Origin of the sequence: Paludibaculum fermentans, assembly GCF_015277775.1 — a bacterium.
Lineage (GTDB): Bacteria > Acidobacteriota > Terriglobia > Bryobacterales > Bryobacteraceae > Paludibaculum > Paludibaculum fermentans.
In genome coordinates, this window is sequence record NZ_CP063849.1 from 5,913,756 (window position 1) to 5,940,365 (window position 26,610).

Annotated in this window: 20 protein-coding genes; 8 read left to right on the forward strand and 12 right to left on the reverse strand. The window is 63.9% G+C overall.

Annotated elements, in window-relative coordinates; translation table 11 throughout:
* Positions 1 to 7 precede the first annotated feature (7 nt).
* Complete coding sequence (locus IRI77_RS23250; RefSeq protein WP_194447398.1) at positions 8 to 1,822, reverse strand: alpha/beta hydrolase family protein; 1,815 nt, start codon at positions 1,820 to 1,822, stop codon at positions 8 to 10.
* 221 nt (positions 1,823 to 2,043) lie between these two features.
* Here IRI77_RS23250 and IRI77_RS23255 point away from each other — a divergent pair, with 221 nt between their 5' ends.
* From IRI77_RS23255 to IRI77_RS23275, 5 genes are all read left to right on the forward strand, one after another.
* Positions 2,044 to 2,412 (forward strand): HPF/RaiA family ribosome-associated protein, encoded by a 369-nt coding sequence (locus IRI77_RS23255; protein WP_194447399.1) that lies wholly within the window; start codon positions 2,044 to 2,046, stop codon positions 2,410 to 2,412.
* Positions 2,409 to 2,804 carry a response regulator transcription factor gene (locus tag IRI77_RS23260; protein WP_194447400.1) on the forward strand — a complete coding sequence of 132 codons (396 nt, stop codon included), beginning with the start codon at positions 2,409 to 2,411 and terminating at the stop codon, positions 2,802 to 2,804. The genes IRI77_RS23255 and IRI77_RS23260 overlap by 4 nt, the downstream gene beginning before the upstream one ends.
* A 183-nt stretch (positions 2,805 to 2,987) precedes the next feature.
* Entirely contained in the window at positions 2,988 to 4,019 is a 1,032-nt protein-coding gene (locus IRI77_RS23265) for a two-component system sensor histidine kinase NtrB (RefSeq protein WP_194447401.1), read from the forward strand.
* Positions 4,016 to 5,413: a sigma-54-dependent transcriptional regulator gene (locus IRI77_RS23270; RefSeq protein WP_194447402.1), complete on the forward strand. Its 1,398-nt coding sequence runs from the start codon at positions 4,016 to 4,018 to the stop codon at positions 5,411 to 5,413. The genes IRI77_RS23265 and IRI77_RS23270 overlap by 4 nt, the downstream gene beginning before the upstream one ends.
* A 51-nt stretch (positions 5,414 to 5,464) precedes the next feature.
* Entirely contained in the window at positions 5,465 to 6,247 is a 783-nt protein-coding gene (locus IRI77_RS23275) for a hypothetical protein (protein ID WP_194447403.1), read from the forward strand.
* 58 nt (positions 6,248 to 6,305) lie between these two features.
* On the opposite strand, the gene IRI77_RS23280 is transcribed toward IRI77_RS23275, so the two are convergent.
* Genes IRI77_RS23280 through IRI77_RS23295 form a run of 4 tightly spaced genes read right to left on the reverse strand, consistent with a single transcriptional unit; the run spans position 6,306 to position 12,361 of the window.
* A complete protein-coding gene (locus IRI77_RS23280; RefSeq protein ID WP_194447404.1) occupies positions 6,306 to 7,076 on the reverse strand; it encodes an SDR family oxidoreductase in 771 nt (256 codons plus the stop codon).
* A 55-nt stretch (positions 7,077 to 7,131) separates the two neighbouring features.
* Complete coding sequence (locus tag IRI77_RS23285; protein WP_194447405.1) at positions 7,132 to 10,125, reverse strand: TonB-dependent receptor; 2,994 nt, start codon at positions 10,123 to 10,125, stop codon at positions 7,132 to 7,134.
* A 15-nt stretch (positions 10,126 to 10,140) separates the two neighbouring features.
* On the reverse strand, positions 10,141 to 11,853 hold the full coding sequence (locus IRI77_RS23290; RefSeq protein WP_194447406.1) for a hypothetical protein: 1,713 nt from the start codon (positions 11,851 to 11,853) through the stop codon (positions 10,141 to 10,143).
* Positions 11,846 to 12,361 (reverse strand): RNA polymerase sigma factor, encoded by a 516-nt coding sequence (locus IRI77_RS23295; RefSeq protein WP_194447407.1) that lies wholly within the window; start codon positions 12,359 to 12,361, stop codon positions 11,846 to 11,848. The genes IRI77_RS23290 and IRI77_RS23295 overlap by 8 nt, the downstream gene beginning before the upstream one ends.
* A 248-nt stretch (positions 12,362 to 12,609) precedes the next feature.
* Here IRI77_RS23295 and IRI77_RS23300 point away from each other — a divergent pair, with 248 nt between their 5' ends.
* On the forward strand, positions 12,610 to 13,638 hold the full coding sequence (locus IRI77_RS23300; protein WP_194447408.1) for a glycosyltransferase family 2 protein: 1,029 nt from the start codon (positions 12,610 to 12,612) through the stop codon (positions 13,636 to 13,638).
* A 68-nt stretch (positions 13,639 to 13,706) separates the two neighbouring features.
* Here IRI77_RS23300 and IRI77_RS23305 read toward each other — a convergent pair whose 3' ends face one another.
* The 4 genes from IRI77_RS23305 to IRI77_RS38385 form a co-directional block, all read right to left on the reverse strand.
* Positions 13,707 to 14,729 carry a tetratricopeptide repeat protein gene (locus IRI77_RS23305; protein WP_194447409.1) on the reverse strand — a complete coding sequence of 341 codons (1,023 nt, stop codon included), beginning with the start codon at positions 14,727 to 14,729 and terminating at the stop codon, positions 13,707 to 13,709.
* A complete protein-coding gene (locus IRI77_RS23310) occupies positions 14,726 to 16,513 on the reverse strand; it encodes a CRTAC1 family protein (RefSeq protein ID WP_194447410.1) in 1,788 nt (595 codons plus the stop codon). The genes IRI77_RS23305 and IRI77_RS23310 overlap by 4 nt, the downstream gene beginning before the upstream one ends.
* Before the next feature lie 54 nt (positions 16,514 to 16,567).
* Positions 16,568 to 17,635, reverse strand: coding sequence for a LacI family DNA-binding transcriptional regulator (locus IRI77_RS23315; RefSeq protein WP_194447411.1), 1,068 nt, complete (start codon positions 17,633 to 17,635; stop codon positions 16,568 to 16,570).
* An 83-nt stretch (positions 17,636 to 17,718) separates the two neighbouring features.
* The gene (locus IRI77_RS38385) at positions 17,719 to 17,853 is read right to left on the reverse strand and encodes a hypothetical protein (RefSeq protein ID WP_267239326.1); all 135 of its coding nucleotides are present in this window, start codon (positions 17,851 to 17,853) and stop codon (positions 17,719 to 17,721) included.
* A 226-nt stretch (positions 17,854 to 18,079) separates the two neighbouring features.
* On the opposite strand from IRI77_RS38385, the gene IRI77_RS23320 reads away from it, so the two are divergent.
* Positions 18,080 to 21,415: a TonB-dependent receptor gene (locus IRI77_RS23320; protein ID WP_194447412.1), complete on the forward strand. Its 3,336-nt coding sequence runs from the start codon at positions 18,080 to 18,082 to the stop codon at positions 21,413 to 21,415.
* A 62-nt stretch (positions 21,416 to 21,477) separates the two neighbouring features.
* Here IRI77_RS23320 and IRI77_RS23325 read toward each other — a convergent pair whose 3' ends face one another.
* Positions 21,478 to 23,163 carry a sodium:solute symporter family transporter gene (locus tag IRI77_RS23325; protein WP_194447413.1) on the reverse strand — a complete coding sequence of 562 codons (1,686 nt, stop codon included), beginning with the start codon at positions 23,161 to 23,163 and terminating at the stop codon, positions 21,478 to 21,480.
* Positions 23,164 to 23,323: 160 nt separating this feature from the next.
* On the opposite strand from IRI77_RS23325, the gene IRI77_RS23330 reads away from it, so the two are divergent.
* Positions 23,324 to 24,844 carry a PAS domain-containing sensor histidine kinase gene (locus IRI77_RS23330; protein ID WP_194447414.1) on the forward strand — a complete coding sequence of 507 codons (1,521 nt, stop codon included), beginning with the start codon at positions 23,324 to 23,326 and terminating at the stop codon, positions 24,842 to 24,844.
* On the opposite strand, the gene IRI77_RS23335 is transcribed toward IRI77_RS23330, so the two are convergent.
* Both IRI77_RS23335 and IRI77_RS23340 read right to left on the reverse strand, forming a co-directional pair.
* A complete protein-coding gene (locus IRI77_RS23335) occupies positions 24,833 to 25,717 on the reverse strand; it encodes a sugar phosphate isomerase/epimerase family protein (RefSeq protein WP_194447415.1) in 885 nt (294 codons plus the stop codon). The genes IRI77_RS23330 and IRI77_RS23335 overlap by 12 nt on opposite strands.
* On the reverse strand, positions 25,698 to 26,582 hold the full coding sequence (locus IRI77_RS23340) for a metallophosphoesterase family protein (RefSeq protein ID WP_194447416.1): 885 nt from the start codon (positions 26,580 to 26,582) through the stop codon (positions 25,698 to 25,700). Before IRI77_RS23340 ends, IRI77_RS23335 begins: the two co-directional genes overlap by 20 nt.
* Positions 26,583 to 26,610 lie beyond the last annotated feature (28 nt).

Sequence of the window (26,610 nt, forward strand, 5' to 3'; positions counted from 1 at the left end):
CCCCTGCTCAGCGTAGGACAGGCGCGTTCAGCCAGGCTCCGAACGCCTTCAGTACCGGCCAACCCTCCGGCCGCTCATAGAGTTGGACGAACGCCCGAGGGTACTCGACGGCGGGCGATCGCGCTCCGGTAGGGGTACGCGGATCCACCAGCCACATGGGGCGGGGCGCGATCACCTTGACCAGGTCTGGCAGATCGAAGTCCAGTAGGACACCGGGGATCGTGATTTCGGCCAGATTGGAGTGCAGGTGGCTTTGCGTGCACACAAACCAACTGGTCACCGTGTCTTCGGCCATCACCCGGGCGACCCTGGGCTCGAGCGCAGTGAACAGCAGCGCGGAGACGCCCGCATTCCCCTTCCCCCAGACAGAAATATTCTCGGGATCGACCTCAGGGTCCGCCGCCAGGTCATAGAAAGCGCTGGTGAGCTCGCTCACCCGCCAGCTCAGCAGCGACCGCCCGTTCAGCCACTCCTTGGCGGCCGCCTGGTAGGCAGGACTGTATCCGGCGGATCCACCCTGGGGAATGGGCGAATTCACGACCCGCAGGACGTAGCCCGCCGCTCGCAGTTCCGCCAGATCCGCCTCAGGGACTCCCGAGGTGACGATACCGGGCCGGCTGCCACGTGGGGACGTCCGGGCGACCAGGTGCAGCGGAGCGGGCGCCACGCGCTGCAGGATCAGTTGCCTGAGCTGCTGGGGATTCGCCGCCGCGAGCGCCCGGCGTGTGGGGTAGATGCGCTGGGCCAGGGCCCGGTTCATGGAGAAGACGGTTTCCGTGCCAAAGGAGGGCGCCAACTGCCCGGTGGGGGTCACCCACAGCAGGCTCTCCGGTTCAGTGTCGATGGGCTCCTCGTGAACTTCGGCGTCGACGCCCTTTAAGTATTTGTCCAGAAAGCGGTAAGCCGCCTCACGCCGAGGCTGCGACCAGCCGTGGGTATCGTCGAACTCAAAGAACGACACCCGGCCCGGAGCGTCCACTGACTCGTAGTGGCGCGCTGCGGCTTCAAAGGTAGCCCGAGCTCCGGCAATAGGGAAGAAGTCGCGTGTGGCGGAGGTAACCAGAAACGGCTTTGGCGCGAATCCCTTAATGAAATCAACGAAGTCCAGTCCCTGGCCGAGGAAGCCGGGAAAGATCTGCTCGGCATCCTGCGGACCCGGACCGTCCATCAGTTCGCGCCAGCGTGTGATGTAGCAGGACGAAACCGCCGCCGCCAGCCTGGGTTCGAAAACGGCCAGGTAGGCAGCCTGCGTGCCGCCTCCGGAGTTGCCGGCCACGGCGATGCGGGCCGGATCCACCTCTTTGCGGGTGAGCAGATAATCGACGGCGCGAATGCCGTCCCAGATGAAGTAGCGGGCGATGGAGGTGCCCGTGAGCAGGCATTGGACACCGGCAGTGATGTGCTCGTTTACGCCGGGCCCGACCCGCGAAAGCCCCAGCTCCGGATCAAAATACTCCAGCCGCTCGCCCTGGCCGGGCGGATCGTACGCCAGCACGACGTAGCCGCGCCGGGCCAGCGTGATCCACACCTTCTGATAGTTGGGATAGGCCTTGCCGTTGTCTGAGTGCCCAGCCACGCCCAGCACGGCCGGAAACGGGCCTTCGGATCCCGTGGGCACGTAGAGGTTGGCGGTGACCCGGAAACCGGGCAGTGATTCGAACAGCAGCTTCTCGACGCGGTATCCGGGCCGCTCAAAGGTGCCGGTGATGCGGGCATTCAGGTCGGCCCTGACACCCGGCAGCCCGCCGATGGACTGCTCCATCTTCGCTTTGATATCACCCGGCGGTTGGAGCAGGGCGAGCAGCAGTACGAAAGAGGTCATCGTGCCGGAATTGTAGCTCATCCTCGCGGGGGAGGCGATTCCTGGAATCCCCACTAACCCGGAGAGATTACCTGGCAGAAAGTACTGACGGAAATCGCACTTAGTCCGTCAGGGTTGCCTCAAAAGGACCACCAAAACGGCCGCCCCTCCTCCTAACTCATTGATTCCAGGTGGAAACCGATTGGCCCGGCGATTGCCATTAGTAAGGGCAGGAGGCACTAATGAATCTGTCGATCAGGACACACGGCATTGAGTTGACTGGGGAACTGCAGCAGTATGTTGAGCGGCGGATCGGATTTGCCCTGGACCGCTATGAGACGCGATTGTCCGAGGTGGTCGTCTATCTCGACGACACCAACGGCCCGAAGGGCGGCGTGGACAAGCTGTGCCAGATCACAGCCGAGCTGCCCGGAATTGACCGCGTCAAGATCCTGGAACAGAATGCGACGTTCGCCGGCGCTGTGGATGGCGCGGCACGGCGCCTGGGTTACCGCATCCATCAGGTGTTGCGCCGGCGGCGTCCGGAAGACGCTCAACACCGCCTGCATCGCCGCGCGGCTCGACTGGAATCCGTGGGAGGTGCCGTTTGAGCTGGCCGTTCAACCCGCCCCTGTTGGTAGTAAGTGAAGATCGCGTATTGCGCGGTGAACTGGCACGGGTCCTGACCAAGCAGAGTTGGGATGTGTTGTGCTTCGCGGATTGGGAGCACGCCACGACGGGCCTGCCACAAGCCGCGGGCGGCATCCTGGTGACGGATCATTCCTGGGACCAGGCCGTCGAGGTCGCTAAACAGTTGGATCCGCCCGCCCTGGTGGTGGCCGTCTGCGATGGTCCGCACCACATCAAAGAGGCCAAGGAGGCCGGCGTCTACGACACGATTGTGAGGCCATTTGAGGCCATGGAGCCCGCCTGGACCGTCGCCTGTGCATGGCATTTCGCCTCGTGCCAGGCAGAAGCGCGGTCGCAATGCGACGCTGCCTGAAACGGTATTTTGCAGCCGCCGCCGTGATGCCGGCCTTTTCCCTCTCCCCGGCACTCACGGCGGACGGCCAGACTTTGGAACTGAAGCACGGGCCGCCTGCGGAGGCGGCCCATTTTTTGCGTCAGGCGAAAACAGCTCTCTGTCCGGGCTAGCCCATGGGCACAATATAGGAAAGAATCGTCCATGGTGACCGACACACGATATGTATGGGTGCAGCGCTCGGCCGTGGTCCTGGCCGCCTTTTCGATCGCCGCCCTGCAGGCGACGGTGCCGCTGGAGCGCGTCAACTGGCATTTCGTGCTGCCCCGTCTGTTCTATGTCGCCATTCTCTTCTCGGCCGTGCATGACGGCTGGCGCGGCGGCCTCATCACCGCCGGACTGTGCAGCGGCCTCATCCTGTCGCTGAAACAGACCGATACGACACTCCACCATGCCATGGAAAGCGTGGTCTTCTGCTTTGTCGGCACCGGCACCGGCATCCTCACGGAGCGCCTCAATGCCGCCTACCAGAAGATCCAGGAGACCTCTGAAGCGATGAAGCGGGCGGAGCGGCTGTCGGCCATTGGTCAATTATCCGCCGGCCTGGCCCACGAGATCCGCAATCCGCTGGCGAGCATCGCCGGAGCGGCGCAGATCCTGGGCCGCGCCCCGGCACTCGATGAGAAGCAGTCGCGCTGTGTCACCATCATCGGGCAGGAGTGCACTCGGCTCGACCGGTTGCTGACCACCTTCCTCAACTTCGCCCGGCCGCGGCCGCCCAAGATGGGCCAGGCTGCATTGGAACCGCTGCTGGAAAACGTGGCCGCGCTGGCGGAATACCGCATCGGCCGGCGCGGCATCACCATCGAACGCCGCCAGCAGGGGAAGATCCCCTCGCTCTACTGCGATCCGGAGCAACTGGAGCAGGTTCTGCTGAACCTTCTGATCAACGCGGTGGAGGCCAGCCCCGACGGCGCCGCGGTTATTCTCGAAGCGGGCGCGGACCGCCGCAATGTGTGGATCCGGGTGCGCGACGAAGGCTCCGGCGTAGCGCCGGGTGACATCGACAAACTGTTCGACCCCTTCTTTACGACGAAGGAGAACGGAACAGGCCTCGGCCTGCCCGTGGCCCACCAGATCGTGGGCCAGATGCACGGCTGGCTGGACGCACGCCGCAATCCCGGCAAAGGGATGACCTTCAGTGTCCACCTGCCGCTGCAACGAAAGGGAGTATGACTGCACAGAGCATCCTACTGGTGGACGACGACGAGAACCTGCGCTGGGTGGTGCAAACCCAGTTGGAAGACGCCGGCTACTCCGTCAAAACGGCGGGCTCGGCCGAAGAGGCGCTCACCATCGTGGGCAATCAGCCGCCGGCGCTCGTCCTGACGGACCTGCGCATGCCCGGCCTGTCGGGCATCGAACTGCTGCGCCAGTTGCGGGAGTCCCACCCGGATTTGCCCGTCGTCATCGTGACTGCCTTCGGCACCATCCAAAATGCGGTCGAAGCCGTGAAGTCCGGCGCGTACGACTATCTGACCAAGCCCATCGACTTCGAGGAGCTCAATCTGCTGGTCCGGCGCGCGCTGGAGCATTCCCGGCTGGTGGAAGAGGTCCGCACGCTGCGTACGAACCTCGACCGCAAGTACGGCTTCGAGAGCATCATCGGCCAGTCGGAGACGCTACTGACCGTTCTCGACATGGCGTCGCGCGCGGCGCAGACCAACTCGACTATCCTGATCCGGGCCGAGACCGGCACCGGCAAGGAGCTGCTCGCCCGCGCCATCCACCAGAACAGCCCGCGCAAGGAGCGTGCCTTTGTCACGATCAATTGCGGCGCCATCCCCCGCGATCTGCTCGAAAGCGAGCTGTTCGGGCACGTGAAGGGTTCGTTCACGGGAGCCGTGTCCCACCAGCAGGGCAAGGTGGAACTGGCCAGCGGCGGCACCCTGTTCCTGGACGAAATCGGCGAACTGCCCATGGAAGTGCAGGCCAAGCTGCTGCGCCTGATCCAGCAGGGTGAAATCGAGAAAGTCGGTGCGGCCGCGGTGAGCCGCGTGGATGTACGTATCATCGCCGCCACCCACCGCAACCTGCAGGCCATGATCGAGGACGCCGCCTTCCGCGAGGATCTGTACTACCGCCTGGCCGTCATCCCCCTGGAGCTGCCTCCGCTGCGTGAGCGCGCCGAGGATATTCCAGAACTGGTCCAGAGCTTCTTTCTGAAATCGAAGGAGAAGGTGGGGCGCCCCGACCTGATCCTGCCCGGCCGCCTGATCCCGTTCTTCCAGAGCTACCGCTGGCCCGGCAACATCCGCGAATTGGAGAATATCGTGGAGCGCATTGTCGTGCTCAGCCGCGGGAATACGATCACCGAGGAAGATCTGCCGGAGATGATCCGCAAAGCCCGCCCGGCCGCGGCCGCGGTGAGCCTCGACCTGCCGGCGCAGGGCCTCAGCCTCGACTCGGTGGAGAAGGAACTGATCGTGAAGGCGCTGGAGATGTCGAACTGGAATCAAACCCATGCCGCGCGCTATCTCGACATCAGCCGCAAGACGCTGATCTACCGCATGGAGAAGCATGGCATCCGACGCAAAGGCTCCGACGCCGGGCCCGCCGAACGAAGCTGACCCGGCCCCTTTTCCGGGCTTCACTGAATTCATTACAGTGAAAGAGATCTCATGATCTCGAAATACCTAATCCTACTCTGCGCGCCTGTCATGCTGGCCGCCGACCTGCCGAAAGTGGACCTCCACATCCACCTCCATGGGGAGGACCACAACACACCCGAGATGAAGCCCGCGGACGCCGCCGCATTGTCCCGCAAAATGGGGGTCCGATTCGGAATCCTGGCCGAAGGAGGCTGCCGCGGCGACATCCACGACAACCAGACGCTGGGCGAGTTCCTGGATGAAGTGCGGGACCAGCCGCTGTGGCGCGGCCTGCAGGTCTACGGCTTCGACTGGGCGAACTGCCTGTCCTCCGACCTGCGCGGACAGCTCGACTACATCGCTGCCGACGCGCTCGTCTTCCCCGACAAAAACGGCAAGAGCATCTGGCTCTGGCTACCCAATATCGAAGTGGGCGACGCCCAGGACTTCATGGACCGGTACGTTGCCTTCAACGAGCGTGTCCTGTCGCAGCCGATCCAGATCTGGGCCAATCCGACCTACGTGCCCGAGAAGCTGAAGGCGCAATACGACGCCCTCTGGACGCCAGCCCGCATGGACCGGCTGATCCAGGCCGCCGTTCGCAATCACGTCGCCATTGAGATCAATGCGCACTTCCAGGTGCCGAGCGCCGCGTTCATCCGCCGTGCGAAAGCCGCCGGAGCCAAGTTCTCCTTCGGCTCCAACAGTCACGTCAAGGGCATGGGCGAGATCGACTACTGCCTGCGCATCGCGCAACAGTGCGGCTTGACCGCCGCCGACATCTACGTCCCGGCCCGCCGCCCGGGCCGCTAAAGCGAACGGGCCGGAAGCGCACGCCTCCGGCCCGTTCTTCTCGCTGCTGGAATGAGAGCTAGATCGTCATCGCCATGTAGCCGCCGTCGACACGCATGATGGAGCCCGTCACGAAGCTCGACGCCTTGTCGGACGCCAGATACACGGCCGCGCCCACCAGCTCCGACGCCTCGCCGAAGCGGTTCATCGGCGTGTGCTTCATGATGGAGGCCACGCGCTCATCCGTCAGCAGCTTGCGATTCTGCTCTGCCGGGAAGAAGCCCGGCAGGATCGCATTCACGCGCACACCCTGCGTCGCCCATTCGCGCGCCAGGAACTGTGTCACCTGGTTCACGCCGCCCTTGGCCACCGAATAGGTGAAGACCTTCGAAAGCGGCGGGCCGGAAGAAGCCGACGAGATATTGATGACGGAGCCGCCCTTGCCGGGCTGCACCATGTGCTGGCCGAAGACCTGGCAGGCCAGGAAGACGCTGGTGAGGTCGACATCCAGAATGCGGTGCCACTCCTCTTCGGTGATCTCGAAGAACGGGGTGCCCGAGTTGATGCCGGCCGCGTTCACGAGAACCTCGACATGGCCCAGCTCCGCCAGAATCGCGTCCAGCGCGGCCTGCAGGTCGGCCTTCTTCGTCGCGTCGACTTTCACGCCGATGGCGCGGCGGCCCAGGTCGCGAACCTGCGCGGCCCGGGCGTTCGCCGCATCCAGATTGAAATCGAGGATGGCGATGTCGGCGCCGGCACGGGCCAGCCCAAGGGCCATCTCGCCGGCCAACACGCCGCCGCCGCCGACGATGGCGGCTACTTTACCGGAAAGGTCAAAAAGATCGGACATTCTCAAACCTCAACTTTTCTTTGCTGTGGATAGGTTATCGCAGCCGGAGGGAGGGTTAAAAGCGCAGGCGCAGGACGAGCTGGACCGATCGCGAACCGCCGGACTGGAACACGGGAGCGAGCCCGCTGCCTGGGCTGCCCGTGCCTAACATGAGGTTGAGCATGGACGTCGACTGCCCGAACAGCGGGCTGGCCAGGGTTCTTACCGGATCGCCGAAGTTCGGGTGATTGAGGAGATTGAAGGCCTCGGCCCGCATCTCCAGCGTCTGGCGGCGGCTCAGCCGGAAGTCGCGGCGCACAGCCAGATCCATCTGCGACATGCCGAAACCGGCGATGCTGTTCCGTCCCAGGTTGCCTTGCCGCGCGGTCCCTGTGGTCTGGAAAGCGGCCGCGTTCAGCCGGCGTCCGCCCGGCGCGGTGGTGTCCTGGATCCAGACCGGTACGCCCGGCAGCAGGTTCGGCCGGAAGGCGTTGGAGAAGCTCAGCCCCATCGCGTACTCCTGGTTCACCACCGTGATGGGGAAGCCGGTGCGCGCGCGGTAGATGCCGTCGAACGTCACGCCGCGCATCACCCGCGGAGCGAAGGTGAATGCCGCCGTGAAGGAGTGGCGGATGTCGAAATCCGACGAGCCCCGATTGCTGCTGCCCGCCGTGGCTGTATTCACCAGGAACAAAGCCGCATCGCTCGAACTGTCGTCGATCGAGTGAGCCCAGGAATAGGAAACGTGCGCCTGCAGCGAGCGCGTCATCCTGCGCCGGTATTGGACGAGCAGGGCCCGGTAGTCCGACGAGGCGTGGTTGGTGGAAAGCACGGTCCGGATCAGCTCATTGCCGCCCTGCATCCCGTATTCGCGCCGCACCAGCCATTGCCCCTTGGCGACAACATAGCTGGCGGAGAGGAGGTTGTTGAGGCCGAAGGCGCGTTCCACTGAGAGGTTTCCCTGCTGCACGCGCGGCAGCCGGAGGTTGTTGTCGAAGCCGTACTGCAGGATGGTGGTGAACGGAGCCGACGCCCCGCTGGTGAACTGCTCCATGTTCAGCGGGCCGCCATTGACCAAGTCCGTCGCCAAACTCAGGCTGGAGTCGTAGTAGGAGCCATAGGCGGCGCGAACCACTATCTGCCCGGCCCGGTCTGGCCGCCAGGCCAAGCCGGCTCTGGGGGCGATGTTCGTATACCGCATGGGCCAGACCGCGGAACTGGGGCCCGTGCTGGTGGTGCCGCCGAACGGGTTCGCCGTCAGGTCCCTGGTGGTGGGCGCGGGCGCCAGCTCCCAGCGCACACCGGCCGTGAACGTCAGGGCACGATGGATGCGCCAGGTGTCCTGCACAAATAGCGAAGACTCCAGCAGGCGGCCGGCCCGGCTCTGCTGGGTAGAGGACGCCGTCCACAGATTGCGGCTCTCCACCAGGTCCTCGAGGCTCTCGGCGATGATACTGAAGCTGCCATCCACGTCGCGGCGCGAGGGGTCCAGCCGCCGCAGGTCGCCGCCGAAGCGGATCTGGTGGGCTCCGTGGATCACATAGGCGCTGGGCACAATTTGCCACTGCGTCTGGCGCTGCACGCTTTCGGCGCCGGAGACAGTCTGCCCCACGCCCGCGATCGAGAAACGGTAGAGATAGCTGCACGCGCTCTTGGTCGGCATGAAGGTGGTGGCCACCGCACTCAGCGAGCAGCCGGTGGAATCCGTCGGATCGGCGGGCCGCCATACCGAGTGCGCCTCGATGCGGGCGAAGTTCATCCGCAAATCGAAGACCGCATCAGGCCGCGGCCGGAAGTTGGCCGCCCAAGTCAGGGTACGGGAGCTGATGTTGAAGTCGCTGATCTGCGAACTGCCGAACCGGCTCGACGAAGGGGATTCCTGGAACCGCGCGAAGAGGGTGATCTTCGAGGTCAGGGCATGGTCCAGCCGGGCGCTCCCGTTGTCCGACCGCGCCGGGCGGCTGATGCGCCCCGTCCATTCGCCGATGTTCTGATCGAAGTTCCGCCCATTGGGCAGAGGGAAGAGTTCCAGCACCGGCCGCACCCAGTTCTGTACTCTCCCGCGCAGTTGCGCCGTCGGCACAGCCTGCATCCAGGAGGTGGGCTGCAGCAGCCGCAGCCCCTCGTAGTTCAGGAAGAAGAACGTGCGGTCGCGCAGCACCGGCCCGCCCAACGCTCCGCTGAAGTCGTTGACCCGCAAGGGCGTCCGGCTCGCGCCGGGTTCGTTCATAAACCAATCGTTGGCCGCCAGCCTTTCATGCCGGAAGAACTCGGTGAGGGCGCCGCGATACTCGTTCGAGCCGGACCGGCTGCTGAGCGACACCTGGGCGCCCGGGTAGCGCCCGAACTCTGATCCCGTGGAGGACGTCTGCACCACGAACTCGTTCAGCGAATCCAGCGCGATGATCCCCGCCAGTCCGCCGATCGCGGTCATCGACGGCAGGGTGCCGCCGGTGGTCTGGGCCGGCAGGCCGCCGCCGATCACGCCGGAGTTCGCGCTCACGCCATCCACCGAAAAGCCGTGTGTGTTGGGCCGCTGCCCGTTGGTGGTGAACTGGCCGGCTTCGCCTCGGGTCGCGGGCGTCACCACCGTCCCCGGAGCGAGTTCCAGCAGGCTGAGGATCCCACGGCCGTTTAGTGGAAGATTTTCAATGGGTTGGCGGCCGATCAACGTGCTGACCGAGGTCTCCTCGCGGCTCAGGCCGCCGGGTGTGTCCTCAACGGTGATGGTCTCCTGCATGCTGCCGATCTGGAGGCTGAAGTCGACCCGCGCGGCCAATGCGACGTCCAGCTTCACGCCAAAGCGCACCAGGGTGCGGAACCCGTCCTTGCGAACCATGACTTTGTATTGGCCCGGCTGCAGCGCGGCCACGAGATACGTGCCATCGGAGTGCGTCAGGGTCACCCGCCGGAAGCCGGTGTCTTCGCTGGAAACGCTCACGATGGCGGCCGGAACGGCGGCGCCGGAAGGATCGGTGATCTGCCCGGAGAGATGCGTCAGGGTTTGCGCCGTCAGGGGCGCAATCAGGAGACAGAAGGCAAACAGCGCGGGCGGCGGGCAGTGTCGCATGGCTGGCGAGCTTTTCTACTGCACCTCCCGGGCCATCTTCTCGAAACCTTCAGCCTGGACCATGAGGTCGGCCAGGCGGGCCAGCAAGTCACCGGGAATCGATTCGGCAGGACGCGCAGCCGGAGTCGCCGCCAGCGTCCCGGCCAGCAGCAGGTCCACCTGCCGGCTGGTATTAAAAAGCTGCTCCGTGGCGCCCTGCCAGGAGCCGGCGGAGAGCCCGGCCGCGGGCCGCGCATCCACCTTGGGAGCTACCTTGCGCAGGGCGGAAGCGAGCAGCTTCTGCAGGGTAGCCGCCTGGGCCAGAACGGCCGAGGCGTGATCGTGGCGCAATCCGGCCAGCAGCGCGCGCTCGTCGCTTGTCATGCCAGCTTCGATATTTGTAGAATATCGTTCCGCCAAGCGCCGCAGGGCATGCATGCGAGCCATCAGATCGTCACTGGACTCCAGCGCCCGGTCTGCAATACTCGTGAAAGCGGCCCGTCCGCCCAACGCGGACTCCAGGCGCCCCTGCAATTGTTCGATCTCCGGACTGGCCGCAGTGCCCGTGTTCGACAAATGTCGTTCCTGCTGGGGCGTGCTCGCGCTGCCCGCATCGTTAAACTGCAACCGGACCCGGGGTAGGGCGTCCAGGGCGGCGTGAAGCTCCTGCCGCCGTTCCGCCGGGACTCCAATGCCGGTGACTTCCACGGCCGGGCCGTTGCGGGTCACTTCCAAGGGCTGGTCGAGATCCGCTCCAATGCCGCGCAGCGCTTTGAAAACAAGAAGTTCGTCGTGTAACGTGGCCGGCTGCGCCAGGGCTTCCGGCGACACGAGACCCGGGCTGGAGTGGGGGGCTGCCGCGCTGGATACTATAGATGTAGATCCAAGGGCCGGCTCCTGGTCGGTTGCCAGCGCCTGAATCTCGATGGGTTCGTGATTCCGGAATTCCAGCAGGCCTGACGTGGGTTCCAGGTCCGACGCCCGCAAGGTGAGGGAAGCCGCGATCAGTTCACCAGAGTCCGTGGTCGTCCGGATCCGATGGTAGCGGCTCTCCGGTGCGGCGGCGTCCACGGTGGACACCAGTTCGTCGTGCTTGGACGGCAACTGGGACCGCCAGCGCTGAAACGTCCTGGCGCTGAGCGGATCGTCCCAATCGTAATTGGCCTGGCGGAACAGGGCCTCAATGGGCTCCAGTTCTTTATTTTGTGTCGCCTGGAGCGGGGAGCCGATCACGCGGGTCATCGTCGCGCTGCGAGTCTTGATCCTGACGCGCCGCACTTTGGCTGGCTTCGATTCGGCGGAGGCTACGGCGCGCCGCAGCAAGCTTGCGGCTTGCACGGCGGGCAACTGCCACGACTGCCAGACCAGCAGGGCGATCAGCGCGGTGGCGAGAGCCGCATAAGAGGTCCGGCGGATCGTCCATGCTCCTGTCAGCCAATCAGAAAACCGTGCAAACCAGGACTGTGAAGCGGCCTGCTCATCGAGCCTGTCAAATTCTCTATAAATGTCGAACCACGGCTGCGGAGGGGCCGGATAGGCCTCCTTCACAACGGTGTCCCTATACTGGACACAGGCGTTGACGGCCTTCTGTGTCTCTTCCAGCGCCGAGCGGCATTGCCAGCAAGCGGCCAGGTGAGACCGCAACTTCTTTTCTTCCGGTACGGTGACTTCACCGTCCGCGAATCGCAGCCATTCGCCATCACTGGGGTGGCCGCTCAAATACTCTGAGCGGTCGTTGACACTACTCATGTCGCACCTTCTTCAGCCGGGCGATTGCACGCCGTAGAAACTCACTCACCGTCGATGGACTAATGCCAAGAATGGCTCCTATCTCCGGATAGCGCAGACCTTCCATCCTCAAATGCAGGCACCGTTTCTGTTGCTCGGACAGTCCTTTCAAAGCCTCGTGCACGCGGCGCATCTGCTCGCGTTCGATGACACTGTGTTCCGGATTGGAAGCCGGATCCGCCAGGTTCAGCCCCAAGTCGGGGTCGTATACAACCCGGGCATTCTCCCTCGACCGGACCCTGAGCCCTAAGTTATGGGCAACACGGAAGATCCAGGCCCGGTCGTTGCGGATCTCCTCACCCTTCCGCAGCGTCGTGTAGAGACGCAGAAACACCTCCTGCGTCACCTCCTGGGCTTGGGGTGGGTGCAAGCCAAGGGTCATCAGGTAGCGATACACGTCGTCGCGAGCCTCTTCAAACAATTTCGCCACCCGGCTCTGCATCGCCGGCGTGGATGGTGTGGATGACAAGATCCCTGCCCACTCTTCTCTGAATGCGTCGGAACCCATTTCAGTCTGACCCGCGGGAGCGCACCTCAAACGGGTGTCGCCCTGCAGCGGTGTCACTCCCAAAGACCATCGACTGGGTCACTCTACTACACCACTGTGAAAAAATGCCTCGCCTACCAGCGGCATTAAGTATTTTTCGCCCTTCTGTAGTCGAATTGGTGCCGTTCCGGGTCTTTGAAACAGGAAATCTTACGCGAACAGGAGCATTGATGCGACTGGATTCGGTTACCGTCACCATCGTCACCTATAACAGCGCCCGTGTCATCGAGCGCTGCCTCGACTGTGTCCTGGCCCAGGATTACGGTTCGTTGGATGTTGTGGTGGTCGACAACGCCTCGAAGGATGCCACCCGGCACATCCTGGCGGGCTATGAGGGACGTATCCGTGTGATCTATAACCCCAGGAATACCGGCTTCTCCGCCGGCCAGAACCTGGCGATCCGGGCTACCCGCTCAGACTGGGTATTGACCCTCAATCCTGATGTCTTCCTGCTGCCGGACTTTGTGAGTCAACTGGTGGAGGCCACCCGCATCGACCGCCGCATCGGCACGGTCTGCGGCCGCCTGCTCCGGATCCAGTCCGACGGTTCTCCGCTGCATGAACGGCGCATCGATTCGGCAGGTATCTTCTTTACTTCCACCGCGCGGCACTTCGATCGCGGGTGGAATGAACCGGACGACGGGCGCTACGGGCAGACCGAGTATGTCTTCGGCGCCTGCGCCGCCGCGGCGCTCTACCGCCGCAAGATGATCCTGGATGTCGCCCAGTCGGATGGCTTCTTTGACCCCGACTTCTTCTCTTACCGGGAAGACGCCGATGTCGCCTGGCGTGCCCAACTGCTGGGCTGGCGCTGCCTGTACGTACATACGGCCGAGTCGTACCACGTCCGCCGCATGCTGCCGGGCAGCCGCAACAGCGTGCCGGCCGTGCTGAACATGCACTCAGTGAAGAACCGGTTCCTGATGCGCGTGAAGAATATGACAGGGGACCTTTACCGCAGAATCTGGTTCCCGACCACCGCTCGCGACGTTCTCATCATTGGAGGGTGTCTGTTCTACGAACCCACTTCGCTTTCCGCGTTCTGGCACACCCTGACATCCCTGCGCCGCGCCATCAATAAGCGGCGTGACATCATGGCCCGACGCAGGGTCACTGACGATTACCTGGCCGGCTGGTTCCAGCAGCACGCCACCGCCCAACCGGTCCCGGAAGCGGCTGTCTCCGAGGTTTATCGATAACGGTCTATGCAGTGCCGCTCCCGCGGCCCCCAAATCGAGCCCGCCCCGCAGTTTCCCATTACCCCCAGTCACCGGCGGGGGGTTACCGGGAAGGGGCGGGCTTGGGGGGATTCCATGATCGTCGGATTCTCCCGGCGCAGGCGCAGGGAGAGCAGTTTCTCCGCCGTGGCCTTCTCCTCATCGCCCAAACGGAAATAGACCTGCGACAGGAACAGGTGCGGCTGCGGGTGGGCCGGACTCATGCGGGCACACGCTTCCAGCGCCTCTTTCGCCTCCTGATTCCGGTCCAGGCCCATCAGCGCCTTCGCCAGGGCCACGCAGGCCGAAACGTAATCGGGCCGCAGCTTCAGGGCGGTTCGCAGGGGCTCTACCGCCTGCCCGTACTGCTCGTCCAACAGCATCAGGTTCCCGTAGAAGTAGAACGGCTCCTCGTATGACGGATCCTGGCTCATCGCCTTGCGTAGAAACGGCAGGCTCTCGTCGCGCAGGCCGGCCTTCTGTAGCTGGAAGCCGTACTCGAAGTTGGCGCGGGCCGACTCGGGGAACCGTTCCGCCGCCTGCTTGGTCAGGGCCAGCGTCTCCGGATCGCGAGCCTCGAAACAGGCCTTGATCGCCACAAACCACGGCTCCGGCGTATCCCCGCGCAAGGCCACCGCCTGCCGCCCCACTGCGCAGGCTTCCTTGTAGTAGTACCCGTTCGAGTACTCCACCGACATAATCTGCATCAGCTTGTAGTTGTTAGGCTGCACAGCCAGCGCCGCCCGCCAGGCGCGGAGCGCGTCCTCGCGCCGTTCCAGCTTCAAGAGAGTCGTACCGAGCAGATACCGCGAGTTGAAGTCGCCGGGTTTCGCCCGGGCCGCGCGCGTCAACCAGTCCTCCGCCGCGGTGAACTGCCCCAACGAATACCGCATGAAGCCGAGGTTAAACAAAGAGGGAAAGTGATCCGGCGCCGCCTGCAGGGCCCTCTTCCACAGAACTTCCGCCTCGTCATACCGCTTTTGCATCGCCAACTGCTGAGCCTGGTCGGAGAGCAAGTCGGGTCCGGCTTGCAGCCAGAGCGCCATTGCCGTCACCGCCAGCAGTCCTGTCATCGGGGCAACTCCTGCGCGGCCGCCTGACCCGAGCCCTCCACCAGCAGATATAGAGCATTCGCCGCCACACCCGGGAACTGCTCACGCTGCCCGTTGGGCCATTGCACGGTGATGCGGTCCACCTGGGCCGCCGCACCCAGGCCGAAGTGCAGGCGCAGGTCGTTGTGGGACAGGAAGCTCGACTGGCTAAGCACGGCATCGGCTTGCGTGCGCCCGGCGGACTCCACCGTCACCACCGCTCCAATCGCGTCCCGGTTCGACCGCGTGCCGCGCAGCCGCAGTTTCATCCAGTGATTCGACGACTTCAGTTCGTTGCGCAGCAGGGACGGAGCCTCGTGCATGTTCATCACCAGGACGTCCATCGCGCCGTCGTTGTCGAAATCGCCCAGAGCCATGCCGCGGCTGGAATGCTCGGCTGCAATGCCCGGGCCGGATTGCCCGGAGACGTCCTCAAACCGCCCGCCGCCCAGATTGCGGTACACCAGACGCGCGCGCTGGTAGTGCTCGCGCGCGTCGATCTGCGCGACCTCGGGATAGACGTGGCCGCTCACCTGCACAATGTCCTTCCAGCCGTCGTTGTCCAGGTCAGCGAACCCGGTGCCCCACAACACGTGGTCAGGGTTCACGGCCAGGCCGGCCCTGAGGCAGACATCGCTGAACAGCCCTTTCCCCAGGTTGCGGTAGAGGTTCGGATAGTCGCCCGTGAAGTTGGTCTTCAGGATATCGATGCGCCCGTCGTTGTCGAAGTCACCGACGGACAGGCCCATGCCCGCCTGCTCCGAGCCATTGTCGTTGTAGGCGAGCCCGGTCTCGGTGCCGATGTCCCGAAAGGTCCCGTTTTTCTGGTTGTGGAACAGGATACTCGGGGTGGAATCGCAGGCGATGTAGAGGTCCGGCCAGCCGTCGCCGTCGAAATCCGTCGCCACGGCCGTGAACGCGTAGAAGCCCTTCACCGCGCTGATGCCGGAGGGGACCGAGACGTCCTCAAAAGTGCCGTCGCCTTTGTTGTGATAGAGCGCGAGCGATCCGAAAGGCAGGCCGCGCGGCCCGCAATAGACAGGGCTGCCCTTCCACATGCAGAAGGGGAACGCCCCGGGCAGCGGGCTCTTCCCAGCCTGGAAGTTCAAATACCGGGTCACCAGCAGGTCCAGGTAGCCGTCGCGGTCGTAGTCGACAAAGGTGCAGCCGGTGCTCCATTCACTGCCGCTGCCGCCAGTGCCGCTGCGCGCGGTTACATCGCGAAAGGTGCCGTCACCATTGTTCTTCTGCAGCAGGTTCTTCCCGAAGTAGGTGACGTAGAGGTCGGTGTGGCCGTCGTTGTCGAAGTCGCCGGCACAGACGCCGTTGCCCCAGCCGGACTGGTCGAGCTTCGCGGTCTTTGTGACATCGGCAAACTGGCCCTTGCCCTTGTTCTGGAAGAGATGATTCGTCGGCGACGTGCCGGCAGGAAAGCCTTCCAGCCTGGAACCATTCACCAGGAACACGTCCAGCAGCCCGTCACCGTTGTAGTCGAGGAAGGCTACGCCGGCGCCATTGGCTTCGATGACGTACTTCTTCTTCTGCGGATGGCCGTAGGTGTACTGCATCCGCAGGCCGGCCTGCGCGGCCACATCGGTGAAAGTCACGGGCCAGGGGCGGCCGGAGGGCTTAGGCCGCGGCAGCGCGGCAGCCCCACCGCTGATCATGCCTTGGCCGGATTCGGCCGCGGGTTTCTGCGGCTGCAGCGGCGGCGCAGCCAGAAGACACAGCACCAGCGCCAGAAGAGATGGAGGAATTCGATTCACGCGTGCTCGTACGCTCAGTCTCGCATCATATCCGACCGCGCCCGCTCCACGCCCTTATTTCGCCGGAGCCGGACCGGATGAATGCCGCACCAGCAGCTTGGGCGCGAACGTGCGGATGTGCGTTTCCCCGCCGTCCGAGTCGGCGATGGCTTTCATCAGCAGCTCCGCCGCGGCGCGCCCCATCTCCTGGTTGGGCCACCACACGGTGGTGAGAAAGGGATTCGGATTGTGGTCGCCTTCGATGCTGCCTGCGCCCACCACCGAGATATCTTCCGGCACGCGGAAGCCCGCCTCACGGCAGGCGCGGACGGCGCCGATCGCCAGCGGGTCGTTCGCGGCGAAGACGGCCGTCGGCCGCGGCTTCAATTGCAGCAGTTTGCGCATGGACACGTAGCCGTTCTGATTGCTGAAGTCCTTGCCGATCATCCAGTCTTTGTCGACCGGCAAGCCATGCGCCTTCATGGCGGTCAGGTAGCCGCGTCTCCGCAGCACGGCGGGGGTGACGGGCGGGCCTTGAATGTGAGCAATCAGCCGGTGCCCCATGTCGATCAGGTGGTTGGTCGCGATTTCGCCCACCTCAAGATCGTCCACCAGCACGGAGCTGAACCGGCGGTTGGGGAAAAAGCGGTCGACCAGCACGAAGGGAATACCGGCATCCTCCAGTTCAGTGAAGGGCCGCTCGGTTTTCGAATCCTGGACAGAGGCGATGATCAGGCCATCGGCGCGGGTGCCGATCAGCATGTGGATCTCCGCCCGCTCTTTCTCGGCGTCGCCGCGTGAGTGGCAGAGCAGGAGATCGAAGCCGGTCTTGTCCACGATCTCTTCCACGCCGCAGGTTACTTCTGCAAAATAAGTGTGCGAGATTTCGGGGATGAGGACGCCGATGATCGAAGACCGCCGTGTCACCAGGCTGCGCGCCCAGCGGTTCGGAACGTAGCCGAGCTCCTTAGCGGTTTTTAATACTTCCTGCTTTGTCTTCTCGCTGATCTGCTCGCTGCCGGTGAAGGCGCGAGAGACAGTCATCGCGGAAAGGCCCATTGCTTTCGCGATGTCCGAGAGCGTGACGCCTGTCTTCTGGACCGGCTTTTTTGCAGGCTGTTTTCCCGATTTACGTTCGCCCATCGTGTTGACCGTCCGGCAGGGCGTTCCCGGCTCCGCCCGTCCAGAGCCTCCAGCAGGAGGTTCTGATCCCGTTCTGGAAACGCTTACCTGTCCGACAGATTATCGCAAAGCATCGGAGAGTGGGGTGTGAATCCGCTCACCCCGATGATCTCTGCTGCGCTCCACCATGTGATCTTTTTCGCCATGGCTTTCAGCAGCACTTCTTGCAGCTTCATCATTCGCTCCACTTCCGCGGCCGGGCAATCGTGAAAGGCTTTCACCCTCCAAGGGTTACCCGCCGCTTTGGTCGAGCGGACAAATCACGTGTGAACTCATGCGGACAGATCACATACTAGCGACACACCGGTGTGAATCCGCTTGCACCCGAAACCGAGTCGATATAGAATGACCCAAACCGACGCGTTAGCGTTAACGCGTTTGGATGACTATCAGGAGGTCTCCGTAATGACCATCAGACACAGTTGGGTGTGGCTTACCTTACTCATTCTGGCCGGCACACTCTGCGCCGTGCTGCCACTTTCCGCTCAAACTACAAATGCCGCTATCGTTGGAATCGTCACCGACGCTTCCGGAGGCGCTGTCCCGAATGCAACCGTTACCGCTACCAACACCGGTACCGGTATCAATCGTGTGGTGACCACCAACGATTCCGGTGCATTCACCCTTGCTCCGCTCATCCCCGGCCCTTACGAAGTAAAGGTCACCAACTCCGGCTTCAAGACGAAAGTCCAGTCCAACATCACGTTGGAAACCGGCGCCACTCTCAAGCTCGACATTCAACTCGAAGTCGGCCAGGTGAGCGAGCGTATTGAAGTCACCGCCGCCGCTCCCATGATGCAGACCCAGGAAGCCTCCGTGGCCAGCGTGGTCAGCACCTCCCAACTGGAACGCATCCCAGTCAACGGCCGCAACTTCACCCGCCTGATCGTCATGATGCCGGGCACCAGCGACATCGCGCCCAACCAGTCAAAGGGTGGCCAGGCCGGCCTGACCATGGTTTCCGTCAACGGCCAGCGCCAGCAGGACAGCAACTACACCATTGACGGTGTCGACAACAACATGATGTACATGAGTTCCGGCGTCGGCGCCCCTCCCATGGACGCCATCCAGGAATTCCGCGTCGCCACGAACAACTCCGCTGAATACGGCCGCAGCGCCGGCGCCAACGTGAACCTCTCCATCAAGTCCGGTACCCGCGACCTGCACGGCAGCGTCTACGAGTACTTCCGCAACGACAAACTCGACGCCAACGACTGGTTCCGCAACGCCCAGAAGCAACTCGACCCGGCCACCAAGGCCACGCGCGTTCCCTTCCGCCAGAATCAGTACGGCGTCGCCGTCGGCGGCCCGGTCGTCCTCCCCAAGGTCTACAACGGCCGCGACAAGACGTTCTGGTTCGCGAGCTGGGAAGGCTATCGCCGCCGCCGCGGCAATACCACGATCAGTTCCACTCCTATCGCCGCCTGGCGAACGGGTGACTTCTCCAGCTTCAACAAGCAGATCTACGATCCGCTCACCGGCACCCAGACCGCCGACGGGATTGTGCGCCAGCCCTTTGCCGGCAACATCATTCCGAAGGCCCGCCTCAATGCCGGCATGCTCTACCTCCAGGACACCTACCTGCCCCTGCCGAATGTCGCCGGCCTGCAGACGAATAACTACGTCATGACGGACCCCACGGCCAACAATCGCGACATGCTGGTGCTGCGCGGCGACCATTCCCTGGGCAGCAAGGACACCTTCTTCGCCCGCTACATGCGGCAGCGAGTCGGTGAGAATGCCCCGTCCAACTTCTCCACCGTGCGCTACAACGGCACCCGTATCGATTCCGACAACTTCGGCGTCGGTTGGAACCACGTCTTTGGAACCACCACTGTCCTGGAAGTGAAGTATGGTTACAACCATCCCAACAACCCCGGCTGCGACCAGTTCAAGAATGGGCTGAAGCGCAGTGATGTCCTGGCCAAGGCCGGCATCAAGATGTTCGACAGCAACGCCCTCTGCGACGTCATGCCGAACTTCAGCGCCGACGGTCTGTTCGGCACCTTCGCCGGCGGCGGCGGCGAGACGATCATCGACACCGACCATCAGTACGAAGCCAAGCTGTCCAGGATGATGGGCCGGCATTCCGTCAAGTTCGGCGGCCAGTATATGCGCCGTGCGATGGACGCCTTCTTCACCAACCCCACCAATGGCAGCGCCAATTTCTGGGCCAGCATGACCAATACGGCCGGAGATGCCAGCGCCGGCAACTCCTACGCCAGCACCCTGCTCGGCTATCCCAATGCCATCGCCCGCGGCGTCGGAATCCCGAACGCGCAGGGCCGGCAGAACTCCTACTCCGCGTTCTTCCAGGACGACTGGCGCGCCACCGATAAGTTGACGATCAACATCGGCGTCCGCTGGGAAGGTTTCAACCGCCCCTACGACGCCCAGGATGCCCTCGGCAACCTCCTCGTCACGCGTGAGAATGGCCAGGACAAGGCCCAGTTGATGTGGGCCGGCATCAACCCGCTGCCCGATCCCGTGACCGGCGTCGCCGGTGAAGGCCCCCATACCTTCGGCTACGGCCGCACGCTGATGAAGAACCGCTGGATGAACTTCGCCCCGCGCGTCGGCATCGCCTATCAGGCCAACCAGAAGACGGTTGTCCGCCTCGCGTTCGGCATGTTCTTCAACAGCACCTTCATGCAGGAACTCAACGACCTCCGCAAATTCTGGCCCTATCTGCCTCAGCAGGTTTTCAGCCCGAACAACACTGGCGCCGTTCCTGACACCTCCATCTCGGATGCGGGCCCCTCGTTCAACAGCACCCAGGCTCTGGGCGGCTGGCCGCAGGATCCCAACAACCGCACGCCCTATTCCCAGCAGTGGAATATCTTCGTGCAGCGCGAGTTGATGCAGGACGTCACCCTCGACGTCGGCTATGTCGGTTCCGCCAATCGCAACCAGGTCGGCTATGTCGGCTGGAACAACGCGCTCAAGCCCGTCGCGGCCGGCGTCGCCAATCCGCGCCGCTTCGCTGCTTCCGGCTTCACCGGCAACCTGGACGGCGGCAGCAATGTCTTCGCCTCCGAGTACAACGCCATGGAAACGAAGATCACCAAGCGCTTCAGCAAGGGCCTGTCGATCCTGGCCAACTACACGTGGGGCAAGGTCATGGACGACCAGTCGTCCCTGCCCGAAGCCAAATATCAGGACATGTTCAATCGCCGCGCCGACTGGTCACCCGCCAGCTACGACCTGCGCCACGCATTCAAAGTCGGCTACGTCTACGATCTGCCCTTCGGCAAAGGCCGCACCTTCGGCGCCAGCTGGAATCGCTTTGCCGACTCCCTCCTCGGCGGCTGGGCCCTGGAAGGCATCGTTCAGGTGCAGACCGGACGTCCGCTCAACGTGACCTCCGGCCAGGATACCGCCCACACCGGCAAGTACATCGGCCGCGCCGATGTCAGCGGCAATCCCATCCTCCCCATGGAACAGCGCTCCATCGACAAGTGGTTCAACACAAGCGCGTTCACCATGCCCGTCAATGCCTACGGCAACTCCGGCGCCAACACCGTCCGGGCCGATGGCAAGGTCGTCGCGGATGTCTCGGTCGCCAAAAAGTTCAAGTTCATGGAACGGCAGTCGGTGGAATTCCGCGGTGAATTCTACAACTTGCCCAACGTGATCAACTTCGGCAACCCCGACACCAACCGCAGCTCTGCCACGTTCGGCAAGATCACCAGCGCGGGCAGCGCCCGCCAGGTGCAGTTCGCCCTGCGCTACGCGTTCTAACCAGCCTCACCTCCAGAGGCCCCTGCGCCCCGTCGCACCAATCGTGCGGCGGGGCGTTTCTATTACCAGACCAGAGCGTAGAGCACCACGAACGTCAACGCCACCACAACCGAAAGCACCCGGTAATCCGCCAGCCCCCGGCCGCCCGCATTCCCTTCGAACGACTCGTTCCACCTCGACCACACCAGCGGCTCCGCTTCCGCCTTCAAAGGTTCAGGAAACGCCTTCGACGCCGCCACCAGCACCACCGAGCACACCAGGAACATCCCGAACGCCGTCAGCATGAAATCCTTCACCCCGTGGCCTGAGAAGTCCAGCACGAACATCGCGGCTCCAAACACCGCCCCGGAGGTCATCGTGATGTAGGCGCCTTTCCCCGAGGCCTTCCGCCAGAACACGCCGATCAGGAATACCGCCGTGATGGGCGGTGACACGTACGACACCAGCCGCACCAGCCCGTCGTAGATCGTGTTGTAGTGGCTCAGCAGCGGTGACCACGCAATCGCCAGCACGGTCGCCACCACCGTCGTGATCTTACCGATCACCACCAGTCTGTGATCCGTGGTCCCGGGCCGCCAACGCTTGTAGATGTCGTACGCAAACAGGGTCGCCGTCGAGTTCAGCGCCGCCGAACACGTCTGCATCGCCGCCGCCAGCATGGCCGCCGTCACCAACCCCTTCAGGCCCACCGGCAGCAGGTGGGTGATCATGAACGTGTAAGTATCGGCCGCTGTCGCCGGACCTTCGCCCTGGAACACGTTGTTCTGCACCAGCGCCACACAGATCGTCCCGGGCAGCACAAAGAAGAATACCGGCAGGATCTTCAGGAACGCGCAGAACAGCGGACCCAGCCGCGCCTGCTTTTCGTCCCGCGCCGCCAGCACCCGCTGCACAATCGTCTGGTCAGCGCACCAATACCAGATCCCCAGCACCGGGTAACCGAGAATCACGCTGTACCAGGGCAGGCCCGACAGATCCGACGCATCGCGTGCCATGTTCAGGAAATTGCCCGTCGTGGCCGGGATATCCTTCGCCGTGCCCGCCAACGGGTGCGCCTTGGCCGCCAGTGTCGCCACCAGCACTTCCCAGCCGCCCAGCCGGTTCCAGGCCACGACAGTAATCACAATCGCCCCCAGCAGCAGCAGGACCGTCTGGATGCTCTCCGTCCACACCACCGCCAGCAATCCGCCCAGCATCGTGTAGATGCCGGTGAGCACGCCCAACGCAATGATGAAGAACATCAGCGCGTCCATTCCGAACAGTGTCGCGCCCGGATGCATGCCCAGAATCCCCCGCAGCACGAAGGCCGCGGTGTACAGCGCAATGCCGATGTGGATCACGATGGCCGAAAACAGCGAAACCACGGCCAGCAGGTCGCGGCATTGCCGGTTGAAACGCCGCTCCAGGAAATCCGGCAGAGTCGGCACCTTCGACCTCAGGTACAGAGGCGCGAAAAACAGGGACAGCAGGATCAGCGTGAACCCGGCCATCCACTCAAAGTGGCCGAACACCAGGCCATACTTGTAGGCCGCCTCCGCCAGGCTCACCAGGTGCACCGTGGAGATGTTGGCCGCGAACATCGCCAGCCCGATCACGGGCCACGTCAATGTGTTGCCGGCCAGGAAGTAGTGACTGCCCTCGCCGCTGCCGCGCCGCCGCACAAAGCCCGCATAACAGCCAAGCGCCACCACCCCGGCCAGATACACCAGGATCACCGCCAGATCGAGCCCGCCAACCGACAAGTTCATATGGTTCGTCGTATTCTATCGGGAACGCCGCGACGCGAGCTCACTTCGCGGGGTACTAGTCCCAAAACCCCGGCAAAGTAATGGGCCAAAGCCGCACAGGACTATCCGCCCGGTCCATTGCCACATCGCACCCCGCCTACCAGACTGAATGTGTAGCTCCATGCAACGCGCAGACCTCGATCAATGGAAGTCCTCCGAAGTGTCGCGGTTGCTTGCGCTGGTGGAGACAGAACGCCGTTACTACCAGGACATCTTCGCCCAATTGCCGGTCGCTGTCGCGATCGTCGACAGCGAATGGGGCCTCAGCGCCGTCAACCGCGAATTCCGCCGCCGCTTTGGTCTCCGCAACGCCGACCTCTCGCGCATGCGCCTGCCGGACCTGCTGCCGGACCCTCAGTTGGAGGCCGCGCTCGCCGATGTTCTGAAGACCGGCACGCCTCGCGTCAACCACCCCGTGCAGCTCGGCGGGGATAGTTCCGCCCTGCGGCTCACCGCAAGTATTCAAAGGATCCCAGGATGGCAGGCCGGCGCCGAGGATGAACTGCTCCTCACAATTGATGAGGATCGGGCCTCGGAGTCCTCGGCGCCGGCCGCCTCCTCGGTGCCCGATATCGACCCTTTGCTGGAACGCCGCCGCCGGCGCGAAGTCATCGAGGAGTCCAAACGCGGCGCTATCGAACGCCTCTCCGGCCGTCTGGCCCACGTCGCCAACAACCTGCTCATGATCATCGGCGGCTATGCCGAAGAGCTGATGGAAAGCCTGCCCGCCGACGATACCCGCCGCGACGATGTCGCCGAGATCGTCAAGGCTTCCGCTCGCATGGGCGCTCTCACCCACGACCTTACGTCGCTCACCCGGCCGCCGGTTCCGGTCGCCGCACCGTTTTCCCTCGTCGCCTGGGCTACCACGGCCGTCGCCCGCTGGCGGCTCGCCTCCGCCACCGATACCGACTTCCAGGCCCATACCTCCCGCCAACTGCTCGATGTCATTATCTTTGAGACGCTGCGCCATCTGCGGCCCGAGCCCGGCACGCCCGAACTGCGCATAACCCCCCTGGACGGCTGCAAGGTCGAGATCGCCCTGCACCTGCCCGGACTCGCTGTCTCCGAGGAGACCTGCGATCGCCTCTTCGAGCCCTTCTCGGGTCCCAAGGAAGGCACGGATCCGCCGCTTGGACTCGCCGGCCTGGTCCGTCCCTGGCAGGCCTTGGAAGGCACCATCACCTTCGAAGCGCAGCCCGGCGAAGCTCCGCGCCTCATCCTTACCTGCCCGCGAGCCTGCGAAACACCCCAGCCCGCCGCGCCTGTGACCGTGCTCGTGGTCGAGGACGAGCCCGGCATCCGCTCACTCATCTGCAAAGCCCTCGACCGGCAGGGCTACCGTGTGACCCAGGCTTCCTCCGCCGACGAAGCGATCAAGGCCTGTGAGGAAGGCGAGGCCCGGATCGACCTCCTGGTCACCGACCTCACGATGCCCGGCCAGACCGGCCGCGAGCTCGCCGAACGCGTCCGCGCCAAGTGGCCCGCCACTCGCGTACTTTTCATCTCGGGCTTCACCGACGATACGGAGCTCGCTGCCCAGATCGGCGCCCGCAAACTGCCCGAGCAGACCCGCTTCCTGGCCAAGCCCTTCCACGTCGCCCAGCTCATCACGGAAGTCAAAACCCTGCTAGCGGGCTAGCCACGCCAGAAACGCCTGCGCGGTCCGGTCCAGGTTTTCTTCGGATCCGCCGCCCAGCAACGGGCTGCACATCTCATAGGCCAGCGGACCCTCATACCCGCCCTCTTGCAGCGCGCCCAGGAAGCGCTCATAGTCGATGAACCCGGCCCCCATCTGCACAGCCTGCACCGCCGGTGTCAGCGCCTCATAATTCACTTGCGCCGGCACATACCGGAATCGCGGCCTGTACTGGTAGTCCGCCGCCGTCGTGTGCACCGTCAACGGAGCCATTTTGCGGGCCGCCGCCGCGACATCGTCGCCCTGCAAGGCCGGACTCCACGCGTCGAAACAGGCTTTGCAGTTGGGATGGCCCACCGCGCTGAGCAGGTCGTAGAACGCCAGGTAGTGGCCCGCGCAGTCGTGGTGGTTCTGCACGCCCAGCGTCACGCCGAAATCCGCCGCGCGCTGGGCCGCCTCGCGCAGCGTATCCACCAGCGTGTGCGTGGCGAACGACGCATGTTCGTACGCCGTGAAGATCCTGACCACCGGAGCCCCGATGTCCCGCGCCCGCCGGCACAGCGCCTCGATGTGCGCCAGTTGGATCTCCCGCTGCGGGATGTCCGGATGCTCGGCGTCGGCCGAGAAGTTGTTATACCCGGCCACCACGGCGCACCGCAGCCCCAGCATCTCCAGCTTCTCGCTCAATCGCAGGCAGGCATCGCGGTCGTAATCCAGCACCGAGAAATGCGGCCTTTTCGCCATCAGCATCACGGCCGGAAACTTCAGCTGCGCAGCCTTCTCCAGAAACGCGTCCAGCGTCAGGCGCGCCTGACCCGGCCAGACGCCGGCATAACTCACCGAATGCAATACGGGCTCAAACGGCTTTCCAGCCATAGGTTCGATACTCCCAGGAAATCTCTTCACCGCGCACCGTCAGCACCGCGTAGCCTTCCGGCGTGCCATAGTGCGCACCCTTCCACCAGTTGCCGCAGACTGCGCCGGAGGTGAGATACTGCACGCCCCGGTGCTCCACCCGTTCCGCGATATGCGTATGGCCCTGCAGCACCGCCTTCAGATTGTATCCCTCGAACAACGCCAACACCTGCCGCGCATTCGTCACCGTCAACACCGGCCTCAACTCGGGCAGGTCGGGAAACGGAAACGTGCCAAACGCGGTCGCCAGCGGGATGTGCGTCACCACCACCAGCGGCGCCTTGCGCCCGGTCTTCTCCAGGTCCCGCTGCAACCACGCCAGTTGCTCATCGTCCACACGTCCTTCATAGGTCTTTTGCGGCGTGACGAACACCGAGTCCAGCCGGATGAAGTGCCAACCCTGGTAGTCGAAGGAACCAAACCGCGCGCCCAGCCGGTCTTCGTAGAACTTCTTCCCATACAGAGGATCCGAAGCGGCCACGCCGCTCTTGGCCGAAACGCCGAACACATCGTGGTTGCCCGGCACCGTATGCACCGGCTTCGCCAGGTCGCGCACGGTCGCTCCATACAGGTCGAACAGCGCCTTCGCCTTTTCGTGCGGCTGCTCAAAGGCATCCATCACCGTGTCGCCGCCGCAGATGGCGAAATCGTGCGGTTCCCGGTTGATCGCCGCGAAACACGCCTTCGTGCCGGCCGATCCGCGCAGCTCCGGTTGAATGTGCGTGTCCGTGAAGTGTATGAATCGAAACGAGCTGGAAGCCGCGGCGGCCCCCGGCGTTGTAAAAGGTGCGATTACCGCTGTCCCCAGAAAGGCGCGCCGTTCCATGATGGATAGTATCGAAGTGGAGACTGGC